Origin of the sequence: Thalassospira mesophila, assembly GCF_002115755.1 — a bacterium.
Taxonomy (GTDB): domain Bacteria; phylum Pseudomonadota; class Alphaproteobacteria; order Rhodospirillales; family Thalassospiraceae; genus Thalassospira; species Thalassospira mesophila.
On the sequence record NZ_JFKA01000002.1, the window covers coordinates 525,731 to 538,528 of the forward strand.

The 12,798-nt window shown below is 54.7% G+C and carries 13 protein-coding genes; 3 read left to right on the top strand and 10 right to left on the bottom strand.

Going from position 1 to position 12,798, the window contains the following annotated elements; all coding sequences use genetic code 11:
* Positions 1–95: 95 nt before the first annotated feature.
* From fliW to TMES_RS06850, 6 genes are all read right to left on the bottom strand, one after another.
* A complete protein-coding gene (gene fliW / locus TMES_RS06825) occupies positions 96–566 on the bottom strand; it encodes a flagellar assembly protein FliW (RefSeq protein ID WP_085580747.1) in 471 nt (156 codons plus the stop codon).
* Between the two features lie 97 nt (positions 567–663).
* Positions 664–1,854, bottom strand: a complete 1,191-nt coding sequence (gene flgL, locus TMES_RS06830; RefSeq protein WP_085580749.1) for a flagellar hook-associated protein FlgL — start codon at positions 1,852–1,854, stop codon at positions 664–666.
* A gap of 26 nt (positions 1,855–1,880) precedes the next feature.
* Complete coding sequence (gene flgK / locus TMES_RS06835) at positions 1,881–4,331, bottom strand: flagellar hook-associated protein FlgK (RefSeq protein WP_085580751.1); 2,451 nt, start codon at positions 4,329–4,331, stop codon at positions 1,881–1,883.
* 17 nt (positions 4,332–4,348) lie between these two features.
* Positions 4,349–4,810, bottom strand: coding sequence for a hypothetical protein (locus tag TMES_RS06840; RefSeq protein ID WP_085580753.1), 462 nt, complete (start codon positions 4,808–4,810; stop codon positions 4,349–4,351).
* Between the two features lie 4 nt (positions 4,811–4,814).
* The gene (locus TMES_RS06845; protein ID WP_085580755.1) at positions 4,815–5,162 is read right to left on the bottom strand and encodes a rod-binding protein; all 348 of its coding nucleotides are present in this window, start codon (positions 5,160–5,162) and stop codon (positions 4,815–4,817) included.
* Entirely contained in the window at positions 5,162–6,307 is a 1,146-nt protein-coding gene (locus TMES_RS06850) for a flagellar basal body P-ring protein FlgI (RefSeq protein ID WP_085581251.1), read from the bottom strand. Before TMES_RS06850 ends, TMES_RS06845 begins: the two co-directional genes overlap by 1 nt.
* A 347-nt stretch (positions 6,308–6,654) precedes the next feature.
* On the opposite strand from TMES_RS06850, the gene TMES_RS06855 reads away from it, so the two are divergent.
* Together TMES_RS06855 and dksA are read left to right on the top strand one after the other, a co-directional pair.
* Positions 6,655–7,101 (top strand): flagellar assembly protein FliX, encoded by a 447-nt coding sequence (locus tag TMES_RS06855; RefSeq protein WP_085580757.1) that lies wholly within the window; start codon positions 6,655–6,657, stop codon positions 7,099–7,101.
* A gap of 148 nt (positions 7,102–7,249) precedes the next feature.
* Positions 7,250–7,666: an RNA polymerase-binding protein DksA gene (gene dksA / locus TMES_RS06860; protein WP_085580759.1), complete on the top strand. Its 417-nt coding sequence runs from the start codon at positions 7,250–7,252 to the stop codon at positions 7,664–7,666.
* 273 nt (positions 7,667–7,939) lie between these two features.
* Here the strand turns inward: dksA and flgH are convergent, their stop codons facing one another.
* The 4 genes from flgH to flgF form a co-directional block, all read right to left on the bottom strand.
* A complete protein-coding gene (gene flgH, locus TMES_RS06865) occupies positions 7,940–8,701 on the bottom strand; it encodes a flagellar basal body L-ring protein FlgH (protein ID WP_425444044.1) in 762 nt (253 codons plus the stop codon).
* A gap of 318 nt (positions 8,702–9,019) precedes the next feature.
* Positions 9,020–9,976 (bottom strand): flagellar basal body P-ring formation chaperone FlgA, encoded by a 957-nt coding sequence (gene flgA, locus TMES_RS06870; RefSeq protein ID WP_085580763.1) that lies wholly within the window; start codon positions 9,974–9,976, stop codon positions 9,020–9,022.
* 127 nt (positions 9,977–10,103) lie between these two features.
* Complete coding sequence (gene flgG, locus TMES_RS06875) at positions 10,104–10,889, bottom strand: flagellar basal-body rod protein FlgG (protein WP_085580765.1); 786 nt, start codon at positions 10,887–10,889, stop codon at positions 10,104–10,106.
* 78 nt (positions 10,890–10,967) lie between these two features.
* Positions 10,968–11,708: a flagellar basal-body rod protein FlgF gene (flgF, locus tag TMES_RS06880; RefSeq protein ID WP_085580767.1), complete on the bottom strand. Its 741-nt coding sequence runs from the start codon at positions 11,706–11,708 to the stop codon at positions 10,968–10,970.
* Between the two features lie 541 nt (positions 11,709–12,249).
* Here flgF and TMES_RS06885 point away from each other — a divergent pair.
* On the top strand, positions 12,250–12,786 hold the full coding sequence (locus TMES_RS06885) for a flagellar basal body-associated FliL family protein (protein ID WP_085580769.1): 537 nt from the start codon (positions 12,250–12,252) through the stop codon (positions 12,784–12,786).
* Positions 12,787–12,798: the final 12 nt, after the last annotated feature.

The window sequence follows — 12,798 nt, forward strand, 5'->3', positions numbered from 1 at the left end:
TTTCACGATCAGGCACCGGAAAAATAAAAATTCCGGGTCGGCACGTTAACGCATGAAACGGATCGTCAGGGTTGTTCCATGCGTCTCGGGGGTGGTTAAATATCGTGCTGCACGGGGTATTTGTCGTGCGGCATAATATGCTGCCAGGCAATCTGGCGGGTGGTGTTAAGGATCACCGGTGCCTGCAAATTGACAGACATGGTGAAATTCTGGTTATCGCCGGTCGGGCGGACTGTGACAATCAGCAAGATGGCCATATCTTCTTGCGGGATGGCAAGGCTTTGCCCGGCCCGCTCGATATCCGTGTTCGAATAGATGCCGCTTTCCATATTATAGGGTGCGACAATAAACGACAGGTCGGCATCGGTCAGGCTTTGATACAGCTTGAACTGGTCAAGGCTTTTGCCCGGAATGTTGGCAAGGCCAAAAACATGCTGATCGGCAAAGCCAAGCAGGCCGACTGGCATGTAAAGGGCACGTTCCCAAACAAACTCGATATCGCCAAAACGTGTTTCGACGAGAATGGATTTGGGAATATTTGCATCATTGATTTTTTGTTCGGTCATATCCCGTCGTCTTCCCCCAATTTCTGATCAGCAACAAGATGTGCCTTTTTTCAGGATCGTCAAGTTTTGGCCGCGATGCCCTGTCTCAAATCAATGACTAGCGCAAATAATTGACAAGCGAGTTATCGGCCGATTTCGATATTGCCAGAAAGCTGGCCTGCAAGGCTGTATTGTATTGTTCAAGTTCAGCCAGCGTCAGCGGCACATCCACGTTTTCAATATCGGAAATCGCATTATTGGCGAAAACTGAAAAATCCTGATGTTGGGATTCAACCGTTTCAACATTTTTTGTGTCGATACCGATTTTCGACGTCACATTGGGCAGGTTGTCGATGGCATATTCGATATGCCCCAGCGCGATTCGCAGGGAAGTCTCGTCGGTGGTTTTGCTCATGATCTGCAGCCCGGAGATCAGGCTGGCAAATGCCGGGTCATCGGCGCGAACGCCGTATTTAATTGAGTAATCCTCGTCAATCCGGGCCGACAGTTGCTTTTGGTCGCCCTGATAATATCCGGCATCGGTTGATGGTGCCGGGTTATGGGACAGGCCGTCAAGCAGGTTGCCACCGCCCGTTTCGCTGATCGCCATGGCATTGCCGGAAAAATCTTCGATCACCAGCCGATAGTTGGGGGTGCCCACATCTGCCCGTACCGATGCAATGGCCGGCGGCGGTGATAGTGAGTTGATGGCATTTGCCAGAGCCTTGGCCGTCATGCCCGGGGTATAGGCAATAGTTTGCCCGTTAATATCAAGGCTGCCTGCTGTCGTGCCGCCCAAAGCGCCAAGGGTCGCGCTGTCGCTTCCGGCAACAGTGGCGAAATAGGTGTCGGGCAGCGGGGCGGCCGCAAGGTTAACCGGTGCTGTGTCGGTGGTGCCGCCGCCAAACAGATACCGTCCGTCCAGCGTGGTGTTAAGCAGCGACGTTACCTGATCAAGCGCCTGATTGCCTTCTTCATCCAGATTGAGGTCGCTGGCCTGTGAGTTGCTAAGGCCTTGCAGCAACAGAGTTTTCATCCGCGTCGCAATGTCTGTTAGCGAGTCTGTCGCAGATTCCATGTTTTGCAGGCGCAATTTCACCTGGGTGATATTGTTCAGATATTGGTCGTTACGCGTAAGTGAGCCCTCAATATTGAGCAATTGCTGGGTATCTGATGCGATCCCGGCATAACTGCGCGATTTATAGCCGCTGGCGGACTGATTGCTCAGATCCGTCAATTTGGCGGCATTGCTCAGCGCAAGATTGCTTAACAATGTGTGGCTGGTAAAGGTTGCTACGCGGGTTACCATTTTAGCTCTCCATTACTCGCAGCATCTTAAACTGCATTCAGCAATGCATCAAACAATTCATCAACGGTCGAAATCACCTTTGCCGAGGCCGAATAAGCCCGCTGAAAAATGATCAGGTCCGACATTTCTTCATCAAGGTTAACCCCGGCTTCGTTCTGGATACGGGTATCAAGATCGTTGGCAAGGGCATTTTGAAACGCGTTGGAATCGCTGGCCGCAGAGGCCTTGGTGGCTGCTGTACTGATAATACTGGCGGCATAGTCAATCAGGGATGTCTTTTCTGGCGACAGGCCGCCCGCCGCGTCAAAGCCGATATCGGTTTTTGTAAAGGCATTTGCAAGGGAGGCCGCCGAGGAGTTGTCGCCTTCACGGATACCATAAGGAATGCCAAAGCCCAGAATATCGGTCAGGCTTTTTTCGGTACCGGCAGATGCAGGCATGGTGGCGAAGTTGTCGGTCATAAACATCGAATCGCCATCGGCATCCTGAACCCGGATTTTATAGCTCCCGGCCGATCCGTCGAAATAGACTTCGGCATTGACGTTGTTATCGGTCAGCGTCGAATTGGCATTAATCCGTGCAGCAATCGAATTAAGGGAGTCGGTGCTGCCATTATAGGAAATGGCCACGGTGCCAAAATCACCCGTGATATTGAGGCTGTAATTGGTGCCTGCCGGTGCCGGGGGCGATGCCGGGGTGCCAAGATTTGCCAGAGTGGTTGCGGGGTCGGCAATGGTAATGCCCGATCCGGTTGACACACCTGATTCATAAATATCGGCATCAAGGGTGCCGCGCGACAGGCGTGACGGATCATTGGCGATATCGCGCGATACTGTCAGATTTCCTGCGAGATTGGGCTGGTCTTCGGTCAGGCCGATCTTGTCGGACAGATTGCCACTGTCGGTTACCGACATGTTGGCATCGTTGGAAATCACCAGTCGCGACCGGTCACCATCAGTGGCGATATAAACCATATTCGCCGCCTGATCTGAACTCAGGCCCAACGCGCCGGTCAATTGTCCGCGCAGCTTGTTCTGGAGGGTCGTCAGGCTGTCGCCATTGGTGTAGTTGATGCTGATCGGCGTCGGGCTAAGGGTGCCGCTGCCTGCCGAAAACGTAAGGGTTCCCGAGGCACCCAGTGCCGATGATGGATCTGCTATTGCCGTCGAGGTTATGACACGGGAATTTTTGGCGTTGGTAAACAGGTCGTTGAGGCCAAAATAATGCGATAACCCCTGGTTGCGGCCGTCACTTAGTGTGACGTCGCTGTTGAGTTCGTTAATCGCAACCCGGTTGCCATTCTGGCCTTCAATCACCAGGCGCCCATCGGCAATTCTTGCCTGCAGGTCGCCCCCGGCAGCAGAACCGTTGATCGCCGCGACCAGATCATTGACCGTGGTCACCCCCGAAAGGTCGATATCGGCATAACTTTTGATGTCGCCGTTGCTGTCAAGGGCGGCAACCCGAAAACTGCCGGTGGCCGAAAACAGGTCGGTTCCCTCGATCTGGCGCGTTCCGGTCAGGTTGGTGGGCGGCGGAAAAGCCGTCCCTTTATTATGTTCGGCATTGACCGCATCGCGCAACTGGGTGGCAAGTTCGTTTACCTGATCGGCCAGTTGCGGCAGGTCCTGGTCGCGCATATCGATCAGGCCACGCAGGGTGCCGGTCTTGATTTCGTCGGTAATATCCACTCCGTCCAGCGTGATGCCCGATCCGCTTGAGCCGGGTTCATAGCCAGCTGTCGGCGCAAAGCTGAGCGGCACCGGGCTGCGATCAAGCAAAGGCCGCGATCCGTTGCCGGTAAAAATCACCATCGAGCCATCTTCGCGGGTATAGGTCGATGTATTGATGATTTTTGACAGCGCGTTAACCTTCTGGTCGCGCTGGTCACGCAGTTCGGTGGTGGGCTGCTCAATATTGCCCAGTCGTACGATATCGGTATTTAACTTGGCAATCTGGTTAAGCAACGAATTGGCATCGTTTACTTCCTGGTTGATGCTGTCATCGGCGTCGCTGCGCAGGTTCTGAACCTGGTCGGACAATTTTCCAAACGAGTCGACAAGCTGGGTTGCCGCAGACAAAACCTGCACCTTGGGCGAGTTCTGTTCTGGCGTGCTGTTAAGCTGCTCAAAGGCGTCAGACAGGTCGCTGATGCGCTGGCTGATGGCCGAGTTTGATTGCGGCGTGCCAAACAAGGTTTGGATCCGCTGATAAAACTCATCGCGCACTTCGGCTGTGCCGGCTTTGCCAAGTTCGCCACGCAATTCGGTTTGCAGACCGGCATTGACGTTACGGGTCACATCGCCAATCTGAACACCGGCACCCTGGCCGTTCAACGTCAGGGATTCCTGGCCGGCAATTTTGCGTGAATAGCCAGCGGTGTTGACGTTGGCAATATTCGACGATGTAATCGCAATGCGCGATTGCGCGGTGTTCAAACCGGAAATGGCAGAATTAAGGGCCTGTGTCAGTGACATGGTGCTTCCCCCGCGCCCTAGAACGTTTCGTTCAGGCTGATGGACAATGTGCCGCGATTTTTGGCGGTGCTGTAACCCCGACTGGTCGGTGTATTGGCATATCCGCCGCGATTATAGGTCGTGACCTGTTCATTGGCCCGGCTCTTTACCGCCCGGACAATGGTGTCGATCATGCGCTGGTTGGTGGTTTCTGCGGCTTTGAGCGCGCGCATATTGCGCTTGGCGGCCTCCTGAAAAAGGGCCTGCAATTCGCGCAGTTCGTTCTTTTCGTCTTCGGACATGTTTTTCAGATCGTCGACCCGGCCGCGCAGCTCTTGTACCAACTGTTCATATTGCATCGACAAGGCCGATTTTTCCGCGACAAAGCGGTTATATTCGGATGTTTCAAGGGTGCGCATGCCGTCGGTTTCGCGTTCCAGCAATGAAATCAGATCAAAGGTGACGCTTTTCAGCTCGATGACCATCTGTTCGGTTGACATGATATCAGGCTCCTTGCGTCTTGAGGATTTCACGGGTGACGGCATCGGCAATGCCAACCCCGCCCGCACTGGTCATTGTTTTTGCGTATTGGTCGACCAGCATCGAGCGAAACATGGTTTCGCCGTGCCCGCCGCCAAAATTGGGATCGGTTTCGATCCCTTCAAACATGTGGCTCAACATCTGTGACAAAAACATGCTTTCAAATTGTTTGCCCGCTTCGACAGCCTGGGCCGGTGTTTTGTGCTTGCCGTTGCCCATGGTGCTGACTTGCGAGGCAATGGATGATGCCTTGCTGGCCTGTGCGCTGGTTTGGGCCTGCGCCATTAGGGCGCTGGTGCCATCAATCATCATTACATCACCTCGATTTCGGCCTGAAGGGCACCCGATGCCTTGATGGCCTGCAAAATTGTGATCATGTCACGCGGTCCAACGCCCAGGCTGTTCAAGCCATTGACCAGTTCCTGAAGGCTGACGCCGGTATCAAGCAGGCCCAGCTGTTTATCCGATCCGTCGTCAACCTGAACATTGGTTCGCGGAACGGTGGTGGTGGTGCCACCTTGCGAGAACGGCGAGGGCTGCGATACTTGCGGTGTTTCGGTAACCCGGATGGTCAGGTTGCCCTGGGCAATGGCCACACGGCTGATGCGGACATTTTCGCCCATGACAATGGTCCCGGTCGACTCGTCAATCACCACCCTGGCGATCTGGTCAGGCTCAACGCGCAGCTGTTCAATATCGGTTAACAGCGACACCACATTCTTGTTGTAGCGGTCCGGGACGGTCAGGCGCACTGTGCCAGGGTCGCTGGGGCGGGCGGCAACTTCGCCAAGATAGGCATTAATGGCATTGGAAATGCGCCGGGCGGTGGTGAAATCGGGGTTGCGCAGCACAACCGACATCGATTTCATAGCATTCAAATTAAAATCTATTTCGCGTTCAACAATGGCACCATTGGCAATGCGCGCGGCGGTTGGAACGCCCTTGACCACGGTCTGGGCGTTGCCCGATGCGCTAAAACCACCAACGGCAACCGGCCCTTGGGCGACAGCATAAACTTCGCCGTCTGCACCCACCAGCGGGGTGACCAGCAAGGTGCCGCCCTGCAAGCTTTCCGATGTGCCAATCGCGCTGACGCTGACGTCAATTTTCGAGCCTTGCCGGGAAAAAGGCGGCAGGGTGCTGGTGACCATGACCGCGGCAATATTGTCCGACTTGATGTTTTCGATCTGGTCGCGAACATTGATGCCCAGCCGTTCAAGCATGGCGACCATGCTTTGGCGGGTAAAGTCCGCGTCTTTCATGTCGTCGCCCGTGCCGTTCAAACCAACGATCAAACCATAGCCCACCAGCATGTTGTCACGGACACCTTCAAAATCGGCGATGTCCTTGATGCGAGACTGGGCATGGGCTGCTGATATGGGAGCCAGGGCGAAAATGCCCAGTGCCGCGAGGATAATCGCTGCCTGAAATGCATATTTGCCAAGACGCTTGATCATATTGGTCATTCCACTGTGTCGTGGGCGAAAACTTCCGCCGGTTAACGGGGATGGCATCATGGTCGGATGCCCTCGCCATAAGCAAAGCGAAAATCGTGCCAAGCGAGTGTTTGCAAGGTTCGCGGCAGGGCGGTTTTAATGCAATTCCCGTAAACTCAATTGGCTGGAGAGTGTTTTTGTCATATCGGCGAGGTTGCGGGGCCAACCCGGCATTTTTTTCCGGTTGCCCAAACGCCTGCTTTGGGGAAGACTCGACAAAGGAACGGTTTGCCTCCAGATATATGGTACACGCAAACGCGCATTCTTTTCCGATGAACAGTTATCTTGGTACAGGGCAGTAGACGAACATGAAGGTTAGCGGATCAAAAGGCACCACATCAGGTGCATCGACACGCAAGGCTTCGGGCACTGGTGGAAATGACCAGGGGTTTGCCAATGCCATGCGATCAAACGGGCCCGGTCCCGAACGCGCGGCTGCGAGCGAGGGCATGCATGCGCCATCATCGGTAAGCGCGCTGGGGGCTTTGCTGGCACTGCAACAAAGTGGCGATGCGCTGGATTCTCCGCGTCGCCGGTCTGTTTTGCGGGCAAAGACCTTGCTGGATCAACTTGACCGTGTCCGGCAGGCTTTGCTGGGCGGCGGGCTTCCGGCATCGCAACTGGCGCAACTTGTTGATGTTATTGGAAAAGAGCGCGAAGATGTCGATGATCCGGCGTTAAGTGCGGTCCTTGATGAAATAGAGTTGCGCGCAAGGGTTGAATTGGCAAAGCTGGATGTTGCCGGTTTGCGTTAGTTTGGTTTTGTCGGGGCAGGTATTTGAAATCGCAGTATTTTTTCGGGTTTTCCCGATAGATTTGGCGAAATTGTTCAATCAGCTTGCGCCCATAGGCTGCTGCCTCTATATTCCCGCGCGATCGGTGAGTCCTGTATAGAGGGCATACATGACTATCACATTAGCACCTGACTATCGTCCCGCCGAGGACGAAGAGTTCATGAATCCGCGTCAGCGGGAATATTTCCGCCAGAAGCTTTTAGCCTGGCGGCTCGAACTTTTGCACGAATCATCAGAAACACTGGCAAATCTTCAGGACGGAGGATTGCAAGAACCCGATCTTACCGACCGTGCTTCAGCGGAGACCGAGCGTTCACTTGAGCTGCGGACGCGAGACCGTGCGCGCAAGCTGATTTCCAAGATTGACGCTGCTTTGCGCCGCATTGAAGACGGATCCTACGGTTACTGCGAAGAAACTGACGAACCGATCAGCCTTAAGCGACTTGAAGCCCGTCCGATTGCGACCCTGAGCATTGAAGCCCAGGAACGTCATGAACGGATGGAGCGAACCCGCCGCGACGATTAATCGCAGCGGTAAAAAAATACGGTAACAAGACGGGAATTCTTAATGAAACCCGCAGCCGAAAAATTCGTTTCTTGTGGGAGAAACGCGAATACGCGATACCCGAACAGGGATCGGCTCAGACTGGGCCGGTCCCTTTCTTTTGTCTGCACGGGCCAACGGTGCGGATGCCGGTAAAAGAAAACCGGCCGGCATTTTCATGCCGACCGGTCATCGGGGCGGGCAATATTGCCCGACTGCGGAACCCCGAAGAGAACAAAACCCTGCGCATAAAAACTAGAACGGAAGCAGGATATCCATGATTTCGCTGCCATAGCGCGGCTGCTGAACATCGGAAATGGTGCCACGTCCGCCGTAGGAAATTCGGGCCTCGGCAATTTTGTCATAGGAAACGGTATTGGCCGACGTAATGTCGGCCGCCCGGATCACACCGGCCACCTGAACTTCGCGTACTTCGGCATTCACCCGGATCTCCTGGCGGCCATGAATGACATAATTGCCATTGGGCAATACCTGCACAATGATGGCCGCGACCTTCAGGTCGATGGTTTCGTTACGATCCAGCGTGCCGCCGCCTGAATTGGACGAATTGCTGTCGATGTTAAACAGGTTCGAGGGGTCAATACTTTCGGGCAGCACCTTGGTAAACTGGCTTTCCAGCCCCAGCAGCGAGGGCACCCCCATATCTTCGGAATTGCGCCGGGTGCGAGCGGTGGTGTTGGCCAGTTCCGCCTTGTCATCAATGGCGATGCTCACCGTCAGAATGTCACCCACCTGGCTGGCGCGCTGGTCCTTGAAAAACGACCGTGCGCCGGTACGCCACAATGAGTTGGGGTTGCTTTCGGCGACCTGCGGGGCAGGCATAGGCATGCTGACCGGGCGATAGCCGGGGCTTTGGGTCGGGTTGTTAATGCCCGAAAGCTTGGGGGCTTCGCCAACTTCTGACAGGCGTCGCAAGGTGTTGCACCCGGACAAAAGTGCCGTCGCACATATCAATGACAGGGCCACGGCCATTTTGGGCGTGTGAAACCGGCCCATTCGGGCGGTTTTCGGGGTTTTGGGTTTGGTCATAGGGTCCTCCTGGGTTCCGCACGGTATAACTAGCAACCCGCGTGCCAGTTCCATAAGCCAGACAAGGCAAAGCTTGCCGGGCAAAGTTGCAGGGGGGGGCAGGGAGGAGAATGGACGAGAGGGGAGACGAAGGGGGCGGTAAAGAAAGGAGAGAGCGGCAAACCGGACTTTGTCAGAGCCATGGAATTACCGATCCCGATCTGCGTTTGCCCGTTCGCGTGCCGGTACGCCGGAAAATTTGCGTGCCTGTGACGGGCGCGCGGGTGGGAAGGTGGCGAGGGTGTTTTACTGGCTCATGGAGGGCAAGGCGCGCACTTCGTTTTCGGCGGTTACTTCGACCTGAATGGTTTTGTTGCTTTGCAAGTTCACCACCCGGATCACATCACCGACCGAGCCGTTTTCAAGCGATTTGCCCCGTGCGGTGAGCGACATATTCGGTGTTTCAAGCCGAATGTTTACGATCGCCCCGCGTTTGACCAAAATCGGGGCCGTGAAATCGCGGTTCAGCAAGGGTTCACCGGGGCCGACATTGCGGCGCACTTCCTTGCCAATCACATCCGAAGGGTTGCGCAAAACATTGGCCTGCAGGCGGTCGCTGCGAACCTCCTGCAATTCGACCTGATCGGGGCGCACAATATCGCCACGCCGCACCGGGTCAACCAGTACCGGCACTTGTTCTAGCGGAAAATACCGCCCACTCATACGATAGGTGCGTTGCTGGGCAGAGCCCCGCCCGGTCGTAACATCGGCAATGAAGCGCCCGGTACGGCGGTTGATGTTAATGCCGGTGACTTCTATTTGCGCGGGGGCATCGACGGGCAATTCAATACGAAAGGTGTCGCCGCCCATATCCACGGAAAATGGCGGCGCGATGCCGTTTTCCTGTAGCGCGCCATGAATGACATCGGAAATTTCGTCCATGCCAATGCTTTGGCTGTCGCGGGTGATGATGATCTGGTCGGCCGTGGTGCGGGGGCGCCACGCGACCTTGTAGCGCTGGGCAATTCCTGCCAGCCAGCGATAATCAAGCACGGCCTGCTGGCCCGGTTGTGGGGCATGGGCCACGGCAACCGTTTCCTGGTCGATCGGCAAGCCGCTGAAAATATCGCCCAGTGTCACATAGGCCCCTTCGATATGGGCCTGCGGGCGCAAAAGAATATCCATATCCTGCGCCCGGGACGGGGCAGGAAAGACAAAAAACAGGGCCAACGTAATGGCAACGATGATGTTTCGAATGATCATGGCCGGAATGTTAGCACCAAAAAATGGACAGCAGGTAAAATTGAACCTTATCCTGCCACGCCTGAACCGGAATGAACAGGCGTGTCTCGGGCAGAGGATGGGGTCACCCTCTGTTATGCCCGTGTCCTTAACGCAGATTGCTGATCGCGCTCATCATTTCATCTGTGGTGGAAATGGATTTAGAATTCATTTCATAGGCCCGCTGGGCCTTGATCAGGTTGGTGATTTCCTGAACCACGTTGACGTTGGAAGATTCAAGATATCCCTGCAACAAGGTCCCAAACCCGACCGAGCCCGCCGTGCCGGTATTGGGCGTGCCCGAGCCATCGGTTTCAAGAAACAGGTTGTCGCCAAGTGCGCTCATACCTGCCGGGTTGATGAAGGTTGCCAACTGAATCTGACCCAGATTCTGCGGCGCGACCTGGCCATCAATTTCGGCGTAAACTTCGCCCGATCCGTTAATGGTAACCGATGTGGCATTGTTAGGAACCGTGATGCCCGGCTGGATCGCATAACCATCCTTGGTCACGATCTGGCCGTTGCCATCAAGTTTGAACGTGCCATCACGGGTATAGGCGGTTTCGCCGCTGGGCAAATCAACCTGAAAATACCCGCGTCCCTGCAAGGCAACATCAAGTTCGTTTTCGGTCATGGTTACGCTGCCCTGCCCGGTATAACGGCCAATGGCGGCAGTTTTTACCCCCAAGCCCACCTGCACACCGACCGGCACAATCGTGCCGGTATCAGATGACGGCGAACCGGCACGGCGCAAATCCTGATACAACAGATCCTGAAATTCGGCGCGCTGGCGTTTATAGCCGGTGGTGGTCATGTTGGCGATGTTGTTCGATGTCACATCCACGTTGGTGGATTGTGCCATCATGCCAAGGGCTCCAATATCGAGTGACCGCATTTTTGTCTCCTCATCCTGCGCTTTATGCGCTGTCTTCATGGTTCCACACCGGGGTGCGGAACAAACTGTTCATATCAATCAGGCGCGGACATCGCCCAGCTTGCTGATCATGTCGCGCTGGCGCTGGTTTTCATTTTCGACGGTCTTGGTCACGGCCTGATAGGTCCGTAATACGTCGATCATGTCGACCATCGCCTTGATCGGATTAACGTTGGATTTTTCAAGGGAACCCTGAACAACACCGGGGCTTTCAACCGCCTGGGGTTGCTGGTCGGTATTATAAAGCGACGAGCCCTCGGGTTTGAGTAGCTGGATATTGTCAAAGGTGGAAACCGCAAGGCGCCCGACCTGACCAACATCGGTTGAAACCGTGCCGTCCCCGGCAATGGTCACGCGGGTGTCAGCCTGGCCAAAAAACAGCGGCTGTCCGGCATCGGTTAACACCGGATAGCCTTCCGATGTAATGAGCTGGCCACCAGGGTCGAGCGAAAAATTGCCGTTTCGGCTGTAACGGGTGCCATTGGGGGTATCGACCGAAAAATACATGTCGGGTTTGGTCAGCGCCACGTCAAAATCGCGTTCAGTGGTTTCGATATTGCCCACCGTCGTATCACGATACTGGCCGATATCCTGCACCAGTGCGATTTTGCGTTCGCCGCGAAACGGCGCATCCTTGTTCGCCGCCATCCAGTCGGTGAACATCATGTTTTGCTGTTTGTACCCGTTGGTATCCATGTTGGCCAGGTTCTGCGTAATGTTGTTCATCTTGCTACGCAAAACCATCTGGCGCGACAGGGCGATATAGGATGTATTTTCCATTATGGGTCATATCCCGCTTGCAGGCAAAATTGGTTGCAAGCTTTAATGCGAATGGCATGCCAGATTTAAAATATAATTTAAAAACAATGGATTATAGGTGTGCGGTAAAACTTGCCCTGCACCAAATCGGCAGGATGCGGCAAGAACAGCCCTCCTTTTTGTCCTTGCCATAATGGGAAAACACGGGCGGCGACCGTTTTTGTCGCTGTATCGCCCTTTGTTTTGGCAATGTTCTTGCGTTATCGGGCGGGGAGGCTGGCAATTTCGGGCCGCGCGCCCCAAATTATAACAAGATGACGCAGGCACCACAGGCAATACAGGCACCACAGGCAATACAGTTCACTATCGTTACGATAGATGCCGGGGCGTGGATGGTGTGATTGCCGCAGTGTTAAGACGGGGCTTTTGTTGTCGATTGGCCGCAGGCTTGATAGTGTCGGCAACGGAATATTAACGTGGCCGGTTTAAGGCTGTCAAAATGGTGTGCTGTGCGGGTGCGCATACCAGTGTAAGGTGACGATATGCGGGGCAGGACGGCATAATGGGCGAAGATCTCGACGAAATTGAAGGCGAAGGTAATGGCAAAGGCGGCAGCAAAAAGCTGCTGATTGTTATTGTTCTGATAATTTTGTTGCTGGTTGGTGGTGCGGCTGCGGCCTATTTTACCGGGTTGATGCAGCCGGTGATCGACATGGTTCTGGGGGGCAGCAGCCAGACCACCGAGGAAGCAGCCCCTGAAAACGCGATTGAACAGGCGCCGGGCGTGCCAGACAATGTCGGTTTTGTTGATTTGCCTGAAATTCTGGTAAATTTGAATACCGGCACCAGCAAGCCCAGCTATTTGAAAATACGGGTCAGTCTGGAAGTTGCCGATCAGTTAAAGGTGCCCGAGGTCGAGCAGATGATGCCGCGCATTGTTGATAATTTTCAGGTCTATCTTCGCGAATTGCGCCCGGAAGATCTTGCCGGGTCCGAGGGGATGTTCCGCCTGCGCGAAGAATTGCTGATCCGGGTAAGTGCGGCGGCAAAGCCCGCCAAAATTAACGACGTTTTGTTCAAGGAAATGCTGGTACAATAATGTATCGCGCAT